The following is a 17,436-nucleotide window of genomic DNA, read 5'->3' as shown; positions in this document are numbered from 1 at the left end:
CGCTTGGGCAACGCGCTCGGCCAAAACCACTCATTTCGGGGATCCGCCTGCGATACTTCGCCGCCTCTCACCGGGAAGGGGCTCCGGTTCGTTTGACGCACATCACATGTCCGGTGGTGGTCGCGTCCGCCATGCTGACCCTTGGACCGGCCGGTACCGGCCGGTAGCCACACCCGCGACGAAGGGGGACCCCCGCCATGGCCGACAGCGTGCTCTACGAAGTGACCGACGGACTCGCGAAGGTCACGATCAACCGGCCCGACGCGATGAACGCCATGAACACGGAGGCCAAGGTCGCCCTGCGCGACGCCGTGCAGGCGGCGGCCGCCGACCCGGCCGTGCGGGCGGTCCTGCTGACCGCCTCCGGCACCCGGGCCTTCTGCGTGGGCCAGGACCTCAAGGAGCACATCGGGAACCTGGCGGCGGACCGCGAGACCGGCTCGAAGCTCACGATGAACACGGTCTCCGAGCACTACAACCCGATCGTGCGGGCCCTGACCGAGATGCCCAAGCCCGTGGTGGCCGGGGTCAACGGCGTCGCGGCCGGGGCGGGCTTCGGGTTCGCGCTGGCGGCGGACTTCCGGGTGGTCGCCGACACCGCCTCCTTCAACACCTCGTTCGCCGGTGTCGCGCTGACCGCCGACTCCGGGGTCTCCTGGACCCTCCCCCGGCTGATCGGCGCCTCCCGCGCCTCGGACCTGCTGCTGTTCCCCCGCTCGATCAAGTCGCAGGAGGCCTACGAGCTGGGCATCGTCAACCGTCTCGTGCCGGCGGACTCCCTGCACGAGGAGGCCGAGGCGGTGGCCCGGACCCTCGCCGCGGGCCCCACGGTGGCCTACGCGGCCCTGAAGGAATCCCTCGCGTACGGGGCCTCCCACACCCTCTCCGAGGCCCTGGAGCGCGAGGACGTCCTCCAGACCCGCGCGGGAGCCTCGGAGGACCACTCCATCGCCGTCCAGGCCTTCCTCGCCAAGCAGCCCCCGCGGTACCTGGGCCGCTGAACGTTCACCGAAGGTTCACGCCTCGCGGGAGACGCACCCCGCGAGGTGGTCGTTGACCAGGCCGCACGCCTGCATCAGGGCGTAGGCCGTGGTGGGCCCGACGAAGCGGATGCCCGCCTTCTTGAGCGCCTTGGCCAGGGCCGTGGACTCCGGGGTGACCGCCGGCACCTCGCCGGTGCTCCTCGGGGCGCGGCCCTTGCGCTTCGGGGCGTGGGACCAGATCAGCGCGTCCAGCTCGCCGGGCTCCCAGCCGGCCAGCACCTTCGCGTTGGCGAGCGTGGCCTCGATCTTGGCGCGGTTGCGGATGATCCCCTCGTCCGCGAGCAGCCGCTCGGCGTCGGCCGGGCCGAACTCCGCGACCGCCGCGATCCGGAAGTCGCAGAAGGCCTTGCGGAACCCCTCGCGCCGGCGCAGGATCGTCAGCCAGGACAGCCCCGACTGGAAGGCCTCCAGGCACAGCCGCTCGTACAGGGCGTCGTCGCCGTGGACCGGCTTGCCCCATTCGGTGTCGTGGTACGTGACGTAGTCCTCCGTGGACAGGCCCCAGGGGCAGCGCAGGGCGCCGTCCGGGCCGGCCAGCAGCCCGCCGCCGCTCATCGCTCGTCCTTGGTGAGGTCGACCGGCTGGTCCGCCGGAGCGGGAGCCGGCGCCTGGGCGTGACCCTGCGCCTGGCCCTGTCCCTGCGCCGCTGCGGCCGCCGCCGGGCCCACGGCCGCCGGGGTGCGCGCCGCCGTCAGCTCGGCGATCCGCGCGTCCCGCTCGGCCAGCTCCGCCGCGAGCCGGTCCAGTACGTCGTCCACCTCGGCCATCCGGTAGCCGCGCGGCGCGATCGGCAGCCGCAGCGCGTCGATGTCCTCCCGTACCACCGGCCGGGTCTCGGGCAGGGCGTCCGCCACCCGGTCGGGCTCGGCCTCGGGCAGCACGGCCTCCGCGCCTCCGCCGACCACCGCGAGGGTGACCGCGGCCACGACCACGACCAGCGCGATCAGCAAGAACCAGAACACGATCAACTCCCCTGAGAGACTCCGGCCACCAGGTTAAGGTCGCAGACGTGGCGAGAGGGTCGCCGAAGGAGGAAAGAGCGGGATGCTGCGACTGGGCAGGCGCGAGTTCGACACCCACGAGCCGGTGATCATGGCCATCGTGAACCGGACCCCTGACTCCTTCTACGACCAGGGCGCCACCTTCCGCGACGAGCCCGCGCTGGACCGGGTGGAGCGGGCCGTGGCCGAGGGCGCGGCGATCATCGACATCGGCGGGGTCAAGGCGGGTCCGGGCGAGCACGTGGACGCCGCCGAGGAGGCCCGGCGCACGGTCGGGTTCGTGGCGGAGGTGCGCCGCCGGCACCCGGACGTGGTGATCAGCGTGGACACCTGGCGGCACGAGGTCGGCGAGGCCGTCTGCGCGGCCGGGGCGGACCTGCTGAACGACGCCTGGGGCGGGGTGGACCCCAGGCTGGCGGAGGTCGCGGCGCGCCACGGGGCGGGCATCGTCTGCACCCACGCGGGCGGGGTCGAGCCGCGCACCCGGCCGCACCGGACCGCGTACGAGGACGTGATGGAGGACATCCTGCGCGTCACGGTCGGGCTGGCGGAGCGGGCCGAGGCCCTGGGCGTGCCCCGGGAGTCGATCCTGATCGACCCGGGCCACGACTTCGGGAAGAACACCCGGCACTCGCTGGAAGCCACCCGCCGCCTGGCGGAGATGACCGGAACCGGTTGGCCGGTCCTGGTGTCCCTGTCCAACAAGGACTTCGTCGGCGAGACCCTGGACAAGCCGGTCAAGGAGCGGCTGCTGGGCACCCTGGCGACCACGGCCGTCTCGGCCTGGCTCGGCGCCCAGGTCTACCGGGTCCACGAGGTCGCGGAGACCAAGCAGGTCCTGGACATGGTCCGTTCGATCCAGGGGCACCGTCCGCCGGCCGTGGCCCGGCGCGGGCTGGCCTGAGCCGGCCCGGGCCACCCCGTCCCCGGCGGCCGGCCGCCGGGCGGCGGTGTGGTCCCCGCTCCCCGGGCGCGTGCGGGCGCGCCAGGCGCTCGCTACTTGCCGACTTCCTTCGTCACCAGGGCGATCGCCTCGTCCACGTCGTCCGTGAGGTGGAAGAGGTAGAGGTCCTTCTCGGAGGCCTTGCCCTGGGCGATGACCGTGTTGCGCAGCCAGTCGACGAGCCCGCCCCAGTACTCGGTGCCGAAGAGCACGATCGGGAACCGGGTGATCTTCTGCGTCTGCACCAGGGTCAGCGCCTCGAACATCTCGTCCAGGGTGCCGAACCCGCCGGGCAGCACCACGAACCCCTGGCTGTACTTCACGAACATCGTCTTGCGGACGAAGAAGTACCGGAAGTTCAGCCCGAGATCGACGTGCTGGTTGAGCCCCTGCTCGAAGGGGAGCTCGATGCCGAGGCCGACCGAGATGCCGTTCGCTTCGCGGGCGCCCTTGTTGGCCGCCTCCATCGCGCCCGGGCCGCCGCCGGTGATGACGGCGAATCCGGCCTCGACGAGTGCGCTGCCGATCCGCACGCCGGCCTCGTACTCCGGTGAGCCCACCGCGGTGCGGGCCGAGCCGAACACGCTGATCGCGGGCGGCAGCTCGGCGAGCGTGCCGAAGCCCTCGATGAACTCCGACTGGATGCGCAGGACCCGCCAGGGGTCGGTGTGCACCCACTCGGTGGGTCCGGCCGAGTCCAGCAGCCGCTGGTCCGTCGTACTGCCCGCCTGCACCTGACCCCGTCTGCGCAGCACCGGTCCGAGCTGCTGTTCCTCGGGGCGCCGGCTCCCGCTGCCTTCGGAGTTGCCCATGATGTGCTCCCTCCTGCTGATCGTTGGATCAGATTAGGCGCACAAAAGTGACGGGAGGGGGAATTTACGAGGTCAGCCAGGCGCGGAGTCGTTCCTCGCAGTGCAGGATCGCCTTGGCTTCGACCCGCTCGTCAACCTTGTGCGCGAGCAGCGCGTCACCGGGTCCGTAGTTGACGGCCGGTACTCCGAGCGCGCTGAAGCGGGAGACGTCCGTCCAGCCGAACTTGGGCATCGCGTGGCCGCCGACCGCCTCCATGAAGGCCGCGGCCGCCGGGTGGGACAGGCCGGGCAGGGCGCCGGGCGAGGAGTCGTCCACCGTGAAGGCGTCGACGCCGCAGTCCGCGAAGACCTCCTTCACGTGGGCGAGCGCGTCGGCCTCGCTGCGGTCGGGGGCGTAGCGGAAGTTGACCGTGACCGTGCAGGCGTCCGGGATCACGTTGTTGGCGACGCCGCCTTCGATGCGGACGGCGTTGAGGCCCTCGTGGTACTCCAGGCCGTCGATGACGGGCCTGCGGGGCTCGTAGGCGGCCAGCTTCGCCAGGATGGGGCTCGCGGCGTGGATGGCGTTGGAGCCCATCCAGCTGCGGGCGGAGTGGGCGCGCTCGCCGCGGGTGTGCAGCAGGACGCGCAGGGTGCCCTGGCAGCCGCCCTCGACCTCGGCGTTGGAGGGCTCCAGCAGGACGGCGAAGTCGCCGGCCAGCCAGTCGGGGTGGGCGGCGGCGACCTTGCCGAGGCCGTTGAGGTCGGCGGCGACCTCCTCCTGGTCGTAGAAGACGAAGGTGAGGTCGCGGTTGGGTTCGGGCACGGTGGCGGCGATCCGCAGCTGTACGGCGACCCCGGACTTCATGTCCGTCGTGCCGCAGCCCCACAGGACGTCGTTCTCGTCCAGGCGGGACGGGACGTTGCCGGCGATCGGCACGGTGTCGAGGTGCCCGGCGAGCACGACGCGCTCGGCGCGGCCGAGGTCCGTGCGGGCGACGACGTTGTTGCCGAGGCGGTCGACGGTGAGGTGCGGCAGGCGGCGCAGGGCGTCTTCCACGAGGTCGGCGAGCACCTTCTCGTCGCCGCTCTCGGAGGGGATGTCGACGAGGCGGGCGGTCAGCCCGGCAGCGTCGAGGGTGAGGTCGAGCTCGGATTCGGACATGAACCGACCCTAACGCCCCGGGATGGGCGGGTACCGGCGGCGTCCGGTCGGTGGACGCGTTATCGGCCTCCAGTACGGTGGGCCGCGTGTCCGAGACCGATCGCCCCCGCCCCCGCCGCCGCGGGCCGCTCCGCGCGGCCCTGGGTCTGGCCGTCCTGCTCGCGGTGATCGGATACGTCCTGGTGCACCACTATTCCAACGGCGGGATCGGTTCCCCGTACTGCAGGGTGACGGCGAAGGGCGCTGCGGGCGGATCCGAGGGGGCCGTGCAGACGTACGAGATGACCCCCGAGCAGGCGTCGAACGCCGCGACCATAGCCGCCGTCGGGATCTCCAAGGGGCTCCCGGACCGGGCGCTGACGATCGCGCTGGCGACGGCGATGCAGGAGTCGGGGCTGCGCAACCTCGACCACGGCGACCGGGATTCGCTGGGCCTGTTCCAGCAGCGGCCCTCGCAGGGCTGGGGCACCCCGGAGCAGATCATGGACCCGGTGTACTCGGCGGGGATCTTCTACGACCGGCTCGTGGAGGTGAACGGCTACACCCGCCTGCCGCTGACGGTGGCGGCGCAGCGGGTGCAGCTCAGCGGGTTCCCGCAGGCCTACGCCAAGCACGAGCCGGACGCCACGGTGCTGACGGCCGCCTTCGGCGAGGGCGAGGCGCCGGCCACGCTGACCTGCGCGGGCCCGGCGCCGGTCAAGGGCGACCCGGAGAAGGTGCGCACGGAGCTGGCGCGGGCGTTCGGCAAGGAGGCCCTGTCCACGGGCCGCACCGCGCCGCACGCCGGGCCGAAGGCCTCCGCGAGCGCCTCGGCGAAGGCCGGGGCGGGCTCCGCCCCGAAGGCCTCGGGCAGCCCCGCTCCGAAGACCTCGGCGAGCCCTTCGGCAACCCCCGCCGCGGCGCCTTCGCCGTCGGCGGGCGCCCCGGAGGCGGAGGTGGACCTCTGGCTGAAGGACGGCGGCGGTCCGGGCGAGGCACGGCGCGGCCGGGCGATGGCGCACTGGGCGGTGGCCCGCGCCGGGGAGCTGGGCATCGCCCGTGTCTCGTACGACGGTTCCGCCTGGGTGGCGGGCGGGAACCGGGGCGAGTGGCAGCGCGACGGGGCCGGCGGCACGAAGGGCGGCACGGCGCCCGACCCCTACCGGGCGGTCCCGGGCCAGGTCCGGATCTTCTTCCCCGGCAGCGCCGGCTGAGGCCGCCGACGGGCCCGGCGCCAGGGCGGCACGGGAGCCGTCCCGCCGACGGGACGTGATCGTTCGCGCGTGCGGGGCGTCCCCCGGGAGGGGGTGGCCGCGCACTCCTCGCCCCCGGGCGTGTTGACGGCAGAAGCCCTGGTGGGCGCCGGTCCGATGGGCTTGTCACGGAAGCCGATTAAACGATGCGTTACTGATCCTTTACCCGGCCGGTCCGCAACTCGGCGCACCCCGGCAGCGGTTGTACACGGCGTACTCAGCCGCTACCGCTTAGGAGCATCATGTCCCTCCCCCTGACCCGCCGGATCGCCCGCGCCGCGCTTCTCCTCGCCGCCGGCACCGCCCCGGTGGTCGGTGCGGCCGGCGCGGCCAGCGCCGCGGGCCTGGAGTCCGTGCCGCAGCTGGGCTCGCTCGCCGCCCCCGACACCGCCGACGCCTCCGCCGCGACCGGGGCGGCCACCGGAGCGGCCACCGAGGTCGCGGGCACCGCCACCAAGGCCGTCCCGGCCGCCGCCCCTGCCTCGGACGTGGCGGGCAGCGCGGGCCAGATGCTGGGCGGGCTGCCCGTCTCGCAGCTGCCGGTGTCGCAGCTGCCGGTGGGCCACGACCTGCCGGTGGGCCACGACCTGCCGGTGGGCCATGACCTGCCGGTGGGCCATGACCTGCCGGTCGGCGCGCTGCCGCTGGGCGGTCTGCCGCTGGGCGGCTGAGCCCGCCGCACACGCCGCAACGCCGAGGGGCCGGGAGCGCGCAGCTCCCGGCCCCTCGGGGCGTCCCGCGGCCGTCCGGCGGGGTCAGCCCAGGCGCTTGACCGCGGCCTCGACCCGCTCGTCGGTGGCGGTGAAGGCGACACGCACGAAGTTCGCGCCGGCCTCGCCGTAGAAGTCGCCCGGCGCGACCAGGATGCCCAGGGAGGCCAGGTGGGCCACGGTGTCCCAGCAGGGCTCGTCGCGGGTCACCCACAGGTAGAGGCTGGCCTCGCTGTGCTCGACCCGGAAGCCGTGCGCCTCCAGGGCGGTGCGCAGCGCCTCGCGGCGGGCGGCGTAGCGGCCGCGCTGCTCGGTCACGTGCGCGTCGTCGCCGAGGGCGGCGACGACGGCGGCCTGGACGGGGGCCGGGGTCATCATGCCGCCGTGCTTGCGGATCTCCAGCAGCTCGGCGAGGACGTCCTCGTCGCCGGCGATGAAGGCGGCCCGGTAGCCGGCCAGGTTGGAGCGCTTGGAGAGGGAGTGGACGGCGACCAGGCCCTCGTAGGAGCCGCCGCAGACCTCGTCGTGCAGGACGGAGACCGGCTCGGCCTCCCAGCCGAGTTCCAGGTAGCACTCGTCGCTGAAGACCAGGATGCCGTGCTCGCGGGCCCAGGCGACGATCCGGATCAGCTCCTCCTTGCCGAGGACCTTTCCGGTGGGGTTGGACGGGGAGTTGAGCCACAGCAGCTTCAGGCCGGCCGGGTCCAGTTCCGTCGGGTCGTCGTAGACCACGGCCTCGGCGCCGCACAGCCGCGCGCCGACCTCGTACGTGGGGTAGGCGAGGCGGGGGTAGGCCACCTTGTCGCCGGGGCCCAGGCCCAGCTGGGTGGGCAGCCAGGCCACGAGCTCCTTGGAGCCGACCACGGGCAGGACGTTGCGGTGTCCGGCGGCGCTCGCGCCGAGCCGGCCGCGCAGCCAGCCGGTGATCGCGTCGCGCAGCTGCGGGGTGCCCCACACCGTCGGGTAGCCCGGCGAGTCGGCGGCGCCGACCAGGGCGTCCTGGATCAGCTGCGGCACCGGGTCGACGGGCGTCCCGACGGAGAGGTCGACGATGCCGTCCTGGTGGGCCGCCGCCGTCTTCTTGTACGGCTCCAGCTTGTCCCAGGGGAACGTGGGGAGACGGTCGGAAACTGCGGCCACGGTGCTCTGCTCTCTCTCAGGGGCGGGAGGGGTACGGGAAAACGGCTCGGTCCCGTGCGGCAGCAGTGCCGGACGGGACCGAGAGGCGCGTCTGCCGTGAAACGGTCAGTGCTCGCCGTTGATGCCGGCGGGCAGCGCGGCGATGAAGGGGTGGTCGCGCTCGATCAGACCGAGCTTGGAGGCACCACCGGGCGAGCCGAGCTCGTCGAAGAACTCGACGTTCGCCTTGTAGTAGTCCTTCCACTCCTCCGGGGTGTCATCCTCGTAGAAGATGGCCTCGACCGGGCAGACCGGCTCACACGCGCCGCAGTCGACGCACTCGTCCGGGTGGATGTACAAGGACCGCTGGCCCTCGTAGATGCAGTCGACGGGGCACTCTTCGATGCATGCCTTGTCCTTGACGTCGACACAAGGCTCCGCGATGACGTAGGTCACGCTCTCGTTCCTCCTCGGTAGGGCTTTCCATTCGCGCGGGAGCGCGGCGTCGTCGATGCCCGCACCTAGTATCTCCGTTCCCGGGCACGATCCGAACAGGAGGGGCGGACAGAGCTGTGGAAATCACTGCCGGTGGACTGCTGGAGATCCGTATTACCCCGGCTGACGTGGGTAAACGAGTCTCTGTACGACGGGTGCAGGAAGGGGTCGGCGGCTCCGGCGGCTTCACCGACGCGGTCGGGGTTCTCACATCCTGGACCGCGGGTGTGCTGACGATCACACGCAAGGACGGCGTGTCCGTCCACATCCCGGAATCCTCCCTGGTCGCGGGCAAGGTGGTGCCCGCCGCGCCGGCCCGCCGCAGGGGTCCCGCGGCCTCCTTCGAGGAGCTGGCGCGGGTGACGGCGCGGGCCTGGCAGCCGCTGGAGAGCGAGCCGCTGGGCGACTGGACGCTGCGGGCGGCCGGCGGTTTCACCCGCCGCGCCAACTCGGTGCTGGCCCTCGGCGACCCCGGGATACCCCTGGACGAAGCACTCGCGCGGGTGACGCACTGGTACGCGCGGCGGGAGCTCCCGGCCTACGTGCAGGCCGCGACCGGCTCGGCCGGCACCCAGGAGCTGCTCTGCGCGGAGCTGGAGCGGCGCGGCTGGGTCAACGAGGTCTCGGCGGAGGTCCGGACCGCCGGCCTGGCCCCGGTGGCCGACCAGGACGCGGACGTGTCCCGGATACGGCTGACCCGCGAGCCGGACGAGGAGTGGCTGGGCCGCTACGGCAAGGTCCGCGACCCGGAACTGGCCCGGCGGATGCTGGTGGAGGGCCCGTCGGTGTGGTTCGCCTCCCTGGACAGCGGCCGGGCGATCGGGCGGTGCGTGGTCGACGGCCGCTGGGCCGGCTTCGGCGCGGTGACGGTCGGCCCGGAGCACCGCCGGCGCGGTCTGGCGACGGCGGTGATGGCGGCGCTGGCCCGGCGGGCCCTGGAGGAGGGCGCCTCGGCGGCCTGGCTGCAGGTGGAGACCGACAACCCGGCGGCGCGGGCCCTGTACGACGGGATGGGCTTCGCCACCCACCACGCCTACCACCACTTCCGCGCCGGGGCCGGGGCATGAGCGCGGCGACACGGGAGCTGTTCGCGGCGGAGGCCCGCTCCGAGCGGCCGGACCTGGCGCTGCTGTGCCTGCTGCTGGCGGCGGAGGCCGACCCGGAGCTGGACGAACGGGCCATGGACTGGGCCCAGATGGAACTGGACCGGCTGGCGGGGATGCTGCCGTACGGGCTGCGCGGGGCGAAGGCCTGGGCGGCGGCGGTGACGGACCTGCTGGGCGGCCGGATGGGCTTCCACGGCACCCCGAAGGACTACGAACGGCTGGAGTCCTCGCTGCTGCACGAGGTGCTGCGGCGCCGGCGCGGCCTGCCGATCCTGCTGTCGGTGGTCTGGCTGGAGGTGGCCCGGCGGGCGGGGGCGCCGGTGTACGGGCTGGCGCTGCCCGGGCACTTCACCGTGGGCTTCGGCGATCCGGAGGAGGGCGTCGTCGTCGACCCGTTCGCGGGCGGGGCCTCGCTGGGCGCGGGACCGGCGGAGCTGGCGCGGGGGCCGCGGACGCCGGCGCGGACGCTGGACATCGTGCTGCGCGTGCTGGGCAACATCCGGGTGTGGGCGTCCGCCCGTCCGGAGCACTCGGCGGTCGCGCTGTGGTCCCTGGACCTGTCCCTGCTGCTGCCCTCGCATCCGGCGGCCCTGCGCTACGAGCGGGCCAGGCTGCTGGTGGAGCGGGGTTCCTTCCAGGCGGGCGCCGCCGAGATGGACGCGTACGCGGTGGTCATGGACGCGGTGGACCCGGACGCGGCGACCCGCATCCGCGCGGAGGCCGCCTCGGCCCGCGCCCTGCTCAACTGAGGGACGCGGGTTCGGCCGTGGCCGCGACGGCCTCCGCGCGGCGCCTCACCTCGGCCAGGCGGGCGTTGCTCAGGACCGGCAGCACCAGGAGGGCGGCGACGGCGATGGCCGCCCCGCCGGCGTAGAAGGAGGCGGGAACGCCGAAGGCCCCGGCCACCGCGCCGCCCGCGACGCCGCCGACGGCGAAGGAGCCCACGGCGACGACCCGGTAGACGGAGGTGACCCGGCCCATCAGCTCGTTGGGGACGATCTGCTGGCGCAGGGTCACCATGTGGACGGACACGACCAGCACCACGAAGCCGTCCAGGGCCATCAGGGCGACGGTCACGGCCGGGCTGACGGCCAGCCCCAGTCCGGCCGTCGCGGCGGCCGAGAGCAGGCTGGTCACGAGGATCAGCGTGCCGGGCCGCAACCACGCGCCGACCCGGCCGGCCGCCATCCCGCCGAGGACTGCGCCGATCGCGGCGGCGGCGAGCATCACGCCGTAGCCCTCGTCGGAGACGCCGAGTTCGTCCTGGGCGAGCAGGACCAGCATGCCGTAGCTCGCCGCGGTGGCGGCGTTGCCGACGGCCGCGACCAGGCTCAGGGCGCGCAGCACGGGCGAGGACCAGTACCAGCGGGCGCCGACGGCGATGTCCTCGCGCACGCCCGCGACCGTCAGCGGTCCGCCGTCCGCCCCCTGCGCCCGGCTCGCCGCCGAGGGGATGAGGGCGAGCAGGCCCACGGCGGCCAGGTATCCGGCCGTTCCCAGGGCGAACGGCGCGGAGGCCGCAGCCGCGAAGAGGAAGCCTCCGATCGGCGGGCCGGCGAACTCGTTGCAGACCACGAAGGTGGTCTGCAGCCGGCTGTTGGCGCGGGTCAGCTCCTCGGGGCCGACCAGCACCGGCACCCAGGCCGCCGAGACGCTGTCGTAGAGCGTCTCGGCGGTGCCGATCGCGAAGAAGACCACGTACAGCAGGGGCATGGACAGGGCGTCGGTCAGGACGGCCGCCGTGAGGGCGGCGAACGCGGCGGCGCGGATCCAGTTCGCGCTCTGCGCCACCTTCCGGCGGTCGAGGCGGTCGGCGAGCGCCCCCGAGACGAAGGCCAGGACCAGCCAGGGGGCCCGCTGGGCGACGGTGATCCCGGCGATCAGGGTCGGGTCCCGGGTGATCGTGGCCGCGAGCAGGGGCGCGGCGGCCAGGCTCACCCCGTCGGACAGGTTCGACGCGGCGGTCGCCATCCACAGTTTTCCGAACACCGCCGTAGTGTGGTCAAGAACGCCTGGTCAGAGCCAGCCCTTTTCCCGGGCGACGCGGACCGCTTCGGCCCGGTTGCGGGCCGCCAGCTTCTGGATGGCGGTCGAGAGGTAGTTGCGGACCGTGCCCTGGGACAGGGAGAGGGCCGCAGCCAGTTCGGCGTTGGTCGCGCCGTGCTCCGCCGCGCGCAGGACGTCCCGTTCCCGCTCCGTGAGCGGGTTGGCGCCCTCCGCCAGGGCGGCCGCCGCGAGACCGGGGTCGATGACGCGCTCGCCGGCGAGGACCTTGCGCACCGCCTCCGCGAGCTCCGCGGCGGGCGCGTCCTTGACCAGGAACGCGGAGGCGCCCGCCTCCATCGCGCCGCGCAGGTATCCGGGCCGGCCGAAGGTGGTCACGATCACGATCTTCAGGGCCGGGCGGGCCCGGCGCAGGGCCCTGGCCGCCTCGATGCCGGTCATGCCCGGCATCTCGATGTCCAGCAGCGCCACGTTGACGTCGTGGGCCAGAGCGGCCGGCACGACCTCGTCGCCCCGTGCCACCTGGGCCAGGACCTCGATGTCCGGCTCCAGTCCCAGCAGGGCCGCGAGGGCTTCCCGGACCATGGACTGGTCCTCCGCCAGGAGGATGCGGATGGGGGCCGGGGCGGCTTCGCGGGCTTCCGTCATGACCGGGATCCTAGGGGGACCCGCGCCAGCAGCCGGAAGCCGGTCTTGCCCGCCGGGCCCGCCCACAGCGTGCCGCCGACCGCCTCCAGACGCTCCGTCAGGCCCGTCAGGCCGTTGCCGGGGACGGCGGGGCCGCCCGCGCCGTCGTCGGTCACCGACAGCTCCAGCACCGGGCCCGCGAGGGTCTGGCGGGCCGTCAGGGTGACCGTGCAGAGCGTGGCGCCGCTGTGCCGGACCACGTTGGTCACCGCCTCGCGCAGCGACCAGGCCAGCGCGCTCTCCTGCTCCTCCGGCACCTCCTCGGTGAAGTCCACGGGCAGGTCGGCCTTCACCCCGGCCGCCGCCAGCGCCGTCCGGGCGCCCGCGAGCTCGCCGGGCAGGGTGGGCCGCCGGTAGCCGCTCACGGCCTCCCGTACGTCGGTCAGGGCCTGCCGGCAGACCTTCTCGATGTCCGCCACCTGCTGGGCGGCCCGGTCGGGGTGGTCGGGCAGCATCCGGCCCGCGAGCTCGCTCTTGAGGGTGATCAGCGACAGCGAGTGGCCCAGCAGGTCGTGCAGGTCGCGGGCCATCCGCAGGCGCTCCTCGTTGGCCGCGAGCTGCGCCACCGTGGCGCGGGCCTGCCGCAGCTCGATGGTGGTCCGGATCATCTCGCGCACCCCGACCATCGCGAACCCGCCCATCAGGGCCGGGATCAGCAGCCCGAACAGGTAGTCGCCGCCCTCCGGCACGTACAGGGCCAGCACGGACAGCAGGGCGGTCGCGGCGGGCACCGTGAAGCGGGCGACCTTCGCGGGGAGCGCGGCGCCGGAGGCGATGGAGACGTAGACGAAGAGCACGAGCCACTCGCGGCCGAGCACCAGCGAGAGGACCGCGGCTTCGGCAGTGAGCACCGCCAGCGACAGCAGGACCGGCCGGACCGGCTTCTGCTGGTCCGGCCGGAACACCAGCACGAGGTACCAGGCGACGAACCCCAGCAGGCCCAGCCCGCCGAGCACCCGGGCGCCGTCGCTGTGCCCGCCGCGCACCAGGTCGGTGACGGGGGCACTGAGGTAGAAGAGCCAGATGAGGATCCAGAGGCCCTTGACCACCCGGTGGACGGTGCTCTCGGGGGCCCGGACGATCCGGCTCCCCTCGGCCTCGTGCGTCAGCGCCACGTTCCTACGCCTTCAGTGAGTCCTTGCGGTACAGCCAGGCGGCCGCACCCGTGAACAGTACGAAGTACACCGCGAGGATCGCCACGTCCTTGGCGTGCGGGGCGCCGCCCAGCTCGATGGCCTGGCCGAGCCCGGTGTAGGCGCGGGTCGGCAGCCACTCGCAGATGTTCTTCAGCCACTGCGGGAAGTTCGCGGTGGGCATCCACAGGCCGCCGAGGATCGCCAGGGCGAAGTAGATCAGCATCGTGAGCGGGCGGACGTTGTCCGCGGTGGCCAGGTAGCCGACGGCCACGCCCAGCGCGGCGAAGACCAGGCTGCCCGCCCAGATGGAGCCGGTGAGGGCCAGCCACTGCCAGGCCTCGAACCGGACGCCCTTGCCGAACGCGGCGACCGCGAAGACGACCAGGATGGAGGGCAGGGAGAGCACGCCGGCGCTGGCGGTCTTGGCGAGCACGTAGCCGTGGCCGGGCAGGGCCGTCAGCCGCAGCTGGCGCACCCAGCCCTTCTCGCGCTCCTTGGCGATGCGCTCGCTGTTGCCGACCAGGACCGCGGTCAGGGCGCCGAAGGAGGCCATGGCGACCATGTAGAAGGCCGGCATGGTCAGTTCGGTGCCGTAGACCTTCGTCGTGCCGTCCAGGGTGCCGCCGAGCATCAGGAAGAGGGCGGCCGGGTAGAGGACGGTGAAGAACAGGTACTTCTTGTTGCGCAGGGCGCGGGTGATCTCCAGCTTGACCAGCTGGAGGGTGCCGGCGTTCGGGGACGTGCTCATCGGGTGGCCTCCTCGGCCTCAGTCAGGGCGATGAAGGCCTGCTCCAGGCCGAGGCCCGCGACCTCCAGGTTGCGGGGGTAGAGGCCGAGCGCGTACACCGCGTGCACGGTGGCGTCGGCGTCGCGCGACTGCAGGCGCACGGTGGTGCCGTTGACCTCGAAGGAGGTCAGGGCGGGCAGGGCGCGCAGGATCTGCTCGTCGATCTCGCCGTGGAGGTCGAAGGCGACCTTCCGGGCGCCGGCCTTGGCCTTGATCTCGGCGGCGGTGCCGTCGGCGAGCAGCCGGCCCTTGTTGAGGACCAGTACCCGGTCGGCGATGGCGTCCGCCTCCTCCAGGTAGTGGGTGGCGAACAGGACCGTGCGGCCCTGGGCGGCCTGCTCCCGCATGGTGGCCCAGAAGGCCTGGCGGGAGGTGACGTCCATGCCCGTGGTGGGCTCGTCCAGGATGATCAGGTCGTTGTGGCCGGCGGTGGCGAGCGCGAAGCGCACGCGCTGCTCCTGGCCGCCGGAGAGCTTGTTGACCGTGCGTCCTGCGATCTCCTCGATGCCGGCGCGGGAGAGCACCTCGTCCACCGGGTAGGGGCGGGGGTGCAGGGCGCAGCCGAGGGTGACGAGCTCGCGCACGGTCACCTCCTCCATCAGGCCGCCGCTCTGGAGCATGGCGCCGACCCGGCCGGCCGCGAGGGCTTCGCGGGGGGTGGTGCCGAAGAGGCTGACGGTGCCGGAGTCGGCGGGGCGCAGGCCCAGGAGCAGGTCGAGGGTGGAGGACTTGCCGGCGCCGTTGGGGCCGAGGAGCGCGACGGTCTCGCCCGGGTGGAGTTCGAGGGTGAGGCCGTCGACGGCCCTGACCTGGCCGTAGCTCTTGGTCACGTTCTGGAAGCTCACCACGGTGCCGTGGCCGGCACCTCGTGCGGGTCCGGGTGTTCCGGAGTACGTCGCGGTCGTCGTCGTCATGCACCGAGCTTCTCGCGGACGGAGGTCCGCGCGGCAGTGTCTCCAGTCGTGACAGCTGCATGACAGATGTCATGCGAAGGGGGTGACACCCCTGGTCAGGCCGGGTTCCGGGGACGTGTGGAGCCCCTTCCCGGGTCCGGGAAGGGGCTCCACACGCCGGCGCCGGGACTCAGTTGGCGTTCGTGTCGATGGTCACGACGCGCTCGGCCGGGGTCTTGCCGAGGAGGCCCTTGCCGAGGGCGCCTACGACGTCCTGCGGGGTGACGGGGGTCTTCGCGCCGGTGCCCCGGGTGATCAGCACCCCGTCGAAGGCGTTGCCGTAGGTGGCCTTGAGGGCCTCGAGGTCGTACTTCTCGACGAGCTTGCCCTGTACGGGGGCCATGCTGAGGATCTTGGGCAGGGACTTGGCGCCGAAGGCCAGGGACTTGGTTCCCGCCTTGACGGTGACGGGGGCGGACATGGCGGGCTCCGCGAACTCCTTCATCGCCCGGTTCAGTTCCGCCTGGGTGATGGTCGGTTCCTTGGTGGCGGTGGGGAGTTCGACGGGGGCGGCCTTGCCGTTGGCGACGAGCTCGCGGAAGGCCTTGGTGACCTTGTCCATGGAGCCGTCCACGTCCAGGCTGGTGCCGGCCTTGCCGGGGACCGCGACGGGCTTGCCGGTGTCGAAGGTGATGGTGCCTTCGGTGGCGGTGCCGGCGGTGCCGGCGAGCTCCTGGAGGGAGTCCTTCAGCTTCTCCTCGTCGACGGGCATGACGGCGGCGGCCGTGCGCTCGACGCCGAACAGCGAGCCGATGACCGTGACCGGGTTGTAGTCGCTGCCGGTGGCGTTGCGGACGGTGGTCTGGCTGTCGAGGGTCAGGCCCGCCTTCTCGGGCTTCAGCTCGACGGTCTTGCCGCCGACGGTGACCTGGAGCGGGGTGGCGGAGCGCTTGCCGAAGGCCGTCTGGAGCTTGTCGACGGCGTCGTCGCGGCTGCCGCTGATGTCGACGCCGAGCACCTTGGTGCCCTTGGGGATGTCGGAGTGGTTCATCAGCAGCCCGGCGCCGTAGGCCACGGCGGCGAGGCCGAGGACCGCGCCGCCGAGCAGGACCAGCTTCGAGCGGCCCTTCTTCTTGGCGGGCTTGCCGGCCGGGGCCGCCTTGCCGGACTTCCCGGCCGGGGCCGGGGCGGGCATCGACCGGGGCGGCTGCGGGCCGGGCGGCGGCGCGGCCGGGCCGGGCCGGGGGCGCCCGGAGCGGGGGTGTCCAGGGCCTCGGGACCGGGCCAGCGCGGGGTCTCGTCGGCGCCCACGGGCACGGTGCCCAGCGCGGGCCCGCCGGTGGGGCCGGAGGGCTCCGTGAAGGCGGGAAAGGCCTCGGTGGACGGGCCGCCGTCGTACGCCGGGTAGCCCGGGGCCGAGCCGGCGCCGGGTCCGCCGACGGCGGGGGCGGGCGCGAAGCCGGCACCCGCGCCGGTACCGGGGGCGGGGCGGGCCGCTGCGGAAGGCCGGGGGCGGCCGGGGGCGCGAATCCCGCACCGGTGCCGGCTCCCTCGTACGGGGCGTGGCCCGGGGCGCCCGCGGGGCCGGCGTCGAAGCCGCCGCCCATCGGGCCGCCCGCGCCGTTGCCGGGGCGGGGCGCGGAGGAGCCGTAGGCCGCGGCGGGCGCCGGGGCCGCGGGCGGGGGCGCGGCCGCCTTGCGCGGGGCGAACCAGCCGCCGCCCGACGGCGCCTCGGCCGGGGCCTGCGGGGCCGGGGCGGGCGCCTGCGGGGCCGCGGCGGACGCGGGCGTCTGGCCCGTGGGCCGCTCCGGCAGGGCGGCGCGCACGGGGGGCTGGGCCTGGCCGCGCGGGGCCGGGGCCGGGACCGACTCGGCGGAGCCGGGGGCGGGCTCCGCGGAGCCGTCCTTCACCGGCTTGCGGACGACCACGGGCGGGATCGGCCGCGAACCCGGGATGTTGATCCGGATCCGGGTCGTCAGGGTGGTCTCGGTCTTCGGCCCGTCGGTGTCGGGCGTGGACGGGTTCGAACTCACAGGATTCTCCTCCGGGGCGGTCGCGCCAGGCCGGGGCGGCAGGGACGTGGGCGCGGACTGGCCGGTTCCGTACGGCGGCGTACCCGAGGGGTAGGCGGCTCCACCGTGCCCTACGGGCCCGGGGGGCGAACTGTCGGTTTCACGACTCAAGGCAGGTTCTCCCGGTTGGCTCCGCCGCCCGCGTGCCGTGCGCGGGCAGCTCGGCGGCCCGTCCACCATACTGGCCGCCGCGCGCACGCAACTGTCCCAGGGGAATGAAAGGTTCCCCTTAGCCCTCCGCAGGTCCTCCCC

At 73.8% G+C, this 17,436-nt stretch carries 19 protein-coding genes; 7 read left to right on the top strand and 12 right to left on the bottom strand.

Annotated features, from left to right (window positions below):
* The first annotated feature begins 197 nt into the window (after nucleotides 1-197).
* Nucleotides 198-1,001 carry an enoyl-CoA hydratase/isomerase family protein gene (locus tag B4U46_RS23290; RefSeq protein ID WP_079429640.1) on the top strand — a complete coding sequence of 268 codons (804 nt, stop codon included), beginning with the start codon at nucleotides 198-200 and terminating at the stop codon, nucleotides 999-1,001.
* A 15-nt stretch (nucleotides 1,002-1,016) separates the two neighbouring features.
* Here the strand turns inward: B4U46_RS23290 and B4U46_RS23285 are convergent, their stop codons facing one another.
* Nucleotides 1,017-1,598 (bottom strand): DNA-3-methyladenine glycosylase I, encoded by a 582-nt coding sequence (locus B4U46_RS23285; RefSeq protein ID WP_079429639.1) that lies wholly within the window; start codon nucleotides 1,596-1,598, stop codon nucleotides 1,017-1,019.
* Nucleotides 1,595-2,011: a DivIVA domain-containing protein gene (locus B4U46_RS23280; RefSeq protein ID WP_398898801.1), complete on the bottom strand. Its 417-nt coding sequence runs from the start codon at nucleotides 2,009-2,011 to the stop codon at nucleotides 1,595-1,597. Before B4U46_RS23280 ends, B4U46_RS23285 begins: the two co-directional genes overlap by 4 nt.
* A gap of 76 nt (nucleotides 2,012-2,087) precedes the next feature.
* Between B4U46_RS23280 and folP the strand changes: the two genes are divergently transcribed.
* The gene (folP, locus tag B4U46_RS23275; RefSeq protein WP_079429638.1) at nucleotides 2,088-2,948 is read left to right on the top strand and encodes a dihydropteroate synthase; all 861 of its coding nucleotides are present in this window, start codon (nucleotides 2,088-2,090) and stop codon (nucleotides 2,946-2,948) included.
* Nucleotides 2,949-3,040: 92 nt separating this feature from the next.
* On the opposite strand, the gene B4U46_RS23270 is transcribed toward folP, so the two are convergent.
* Both B4U46_RS23270 and dapE read right to left on the bottom strand, forming a co-directional pair.
* Nucleotides 3,041-3,799, bottom strand: a complete 759-nt coding sequence (locus B4U46_RS23270) for a TIGR00730 family Rossman fold protein (RefSeq protein ID WP_079429637.1) — start codon at nucleotides 3,797-3,799, stop codon at nucleotides 3,041-3,043.
* A 64-nt stretch (nucleotides 3,800-3,863) separates the two neighbouring features.
* The gene (gene dapE, locus B4U46_RS23265; protein WP_079429636.1) at nucleotides 3,864-4,943 is read right to left on the bottom strand and encodes a succinyl-diaminopimelate desuccinylase; all 1,080 of its coding nucleotides are present in this window, start codon (nucleotides 4,941-4,943) and stop codon (nucleotides 3,864-3,866) included.
* A gap of 86 nt (nucleotides 4,944-5,029) precedes the next feature.
* On the opposite strand from dapE, the gene B4U46_RS23260 reads away from it, so the two are divergent.
* Together B4U46_RS23260 and B4U46_RS23255 are read left to right on the top strand one after the other, a co-directional pair.
* Nucleotides 5,030-6,136 carry a hypothetical protein gene (locus B4U46_RS23260; RefSeq protein WP_420543166.1) on the top strand — a complete coding sequence of 369 codons (1,107 nt, stop codon included), beginning with the start codon at nucleotides 5,030-5,032 and terminating at the stop codon, nucleotides 6,134-6,136.
* 281 nt (nucleotides 6,137-6,417) lie between these two features.
* Complete coding sequence (locus B4U46_RS23255) at nucleotides 6,418-6,846, top strand: hypothetical protein (RefSeq protein ID WP_079429635.1); 429 nt, start codon at nucleotides 6,418-6,420, stop codon at nucleotides 6,844-6,846.
* Between the two features lie 84 nt (nucleotides 6,847-6,930).
* Here the strand turns inward: B4U46_RS23255 and dapC are convergent, their stop codons facing one another.
* Nucleotides 6,931-8,025, bottom strand: coding sequence for a succinyldiaminopimelate transaminase (gene dapC / locus B4U46_RS23250; RefSeq protein WP_079429634.1), 1,095 nt, complete (start codon nucleotides 8,023-8,025; stop codon nucleotides 6,931-6,933).
* Between the two features lie 105 nt (nucleotides 8,026-8,130).
* Nucleotides 8,131-8,460, bottom strand: a complete 330-nt coding sequence (gene fdxA, locus B4U46_RS23245; RefSeq protein ID WP_030713714.1) for a ferredoxin — start codon at nucleotides 8,458-8,460, stop codon at nucleotides 8,131-8,133.
* 116 nt (nucleotides 8,461-8,576) lie between these two features.
* Between fdxA and B4U46_RS23240 the strand changes: the two genes are divergently transcribed.
* Both B4U46_RS23240 and B4U46_RS23235 read left to right on the top strand, forming a co-directional pair.
* Nucleotides 8,577-9,566: a GNAT family N-acetyltransferase gene (locus B4U46_RS23240; RefSeq protein ID WP_079429633.1), complete on the top strand. Its 990-nt coding sequence runs from the start codon at nucleotides 8,577-8,579 to the stop codon at nucleotides 9,564-9,566.
* Entirely contained in the window at nucleotides 9,563-10,354 is a 792-nt protein-coding gene (locus B4U46_RS23235) for a transglutaminase-like domain-containing protein (RefSeq protein WP_079429632.1), read from the top strand. The genes B4U46_RS23240 and B4U46_RS23235 overlap by 4 nt, the downstream gene beginning before the upstream one ends.
* On the opposite strand, the gene B4U46_RS23230 is transcribed toward B4U46_RS23235, so the two are convergent.
* From B4U46_RS23230 to B4U46_RS39250, 6 genes are all read right to left on the bottom strand, one after another.
* Entirely contained in the window at nucleotides 10,347-11,594 is a 1,248-nt protein-coding gene (locus B4U46_RS23230; RefSeq protein ID WP_123995334.1) for an MFS transporter, read from the bottom strand. The two genes, B4U46_RS23235 and B4U46_RS23230, sit on opposite strands and share 8 nt — an antisense overlap.
* Before the next feature lie 27 nt (nucleotides 11,595-11,621).
* Nucleotides 11,622-12,257 (bottom strand): response regulator, encoded by a 636-nt coding sequence (locus B4U46_RS23225; protein WP_079429630.1) that lies wholly within the window; start codon nucleotides 12,255-12,257, stop codon nucleotides 11,622-11,624.
* Complete coding sequence (locus tag B4U46_RS23220) at nucleotides 12,254-13,378, bottom strand: sensor histidine kinase (RefSeq protein WP_167747653.1); 1,125 nt, start codon at nucleotides 13,376-13,378, stop codon at nucleotides 12,254-12,256. The genes B4U46_RS23225 and B4U46_RS23220 overlap by 4 nt, the downstream gene beginning before the upstream one ends.
* Nucleotides 13,379-13,415: 37 nt before the next feature.
* Complete coding sequence (locus B4U46_RS23215; protein ID WP_079429628.1) at nucleotides 13,416-14,180, bottom strand: ABC transporter permease; 765 nt, start codon at nucleotides 14,178-14,180, stop codon at nucleotides 13,416-13,418.
* Complete coding sequence (locus tag B4U46_RS23210) at nucleotides 14,177-15,133, bottom strand: ABC transporter ATP-binding protein (protein WP_079429627.1); 957 nt, start codon at nucleotides 15,131-15,133, stop codon at nucleotides 14,177-14,179. The genes B4U46_RS23215 and B4U46_RS23210 overlap by 4 nt, the downstream gene beginning before the upstream one ends.
* Before the next feature lie 169 nt (nucleotides 15,134-15,302).
* A complete protein-coding gene (locus tag B4U46_RS39250; protein WP_237293089.1) occupies nucleotides 15,303-16,307 on the bottom strand; it encodes a peptidoglycan binding domain-containing protein in 1,005 nt (334 codons plus the stop codon).
* 500 nt (nucleotides 16,308-16,807) lie between these two features.
* On the opposite strand from B4U46_RS39250, the gene B4U46_RS39245 reads away from it, so the two are divergent.
* Nucleotides 16,808-17,239, top strand: a complete 432-nt coding sequence (locus B4U46_RS39245) for a hypothetical protein (protein ID WP_237293083.1) — start codon at nucleotides 16,808-16,810, stop codon at nucleotides 17,237-17,239.
* The last annotated feature ends 197 nt before the right edge of the window (nucleotides 17,240-17,436 follow it).

Source organism: Streptomyces katrae, from assembly GCF_002028425.1.
GTDB classification, from domain to species: domain Bacteria; phylum Actinomycetota; class Actinomycetes; order Streptomycetales; family Streptomycetaceae; genus Streptomyces; species Streptomyces katrae_A.
This window is presented reverse-complemented; position numbering and strand designations above follow the sequence as displayed.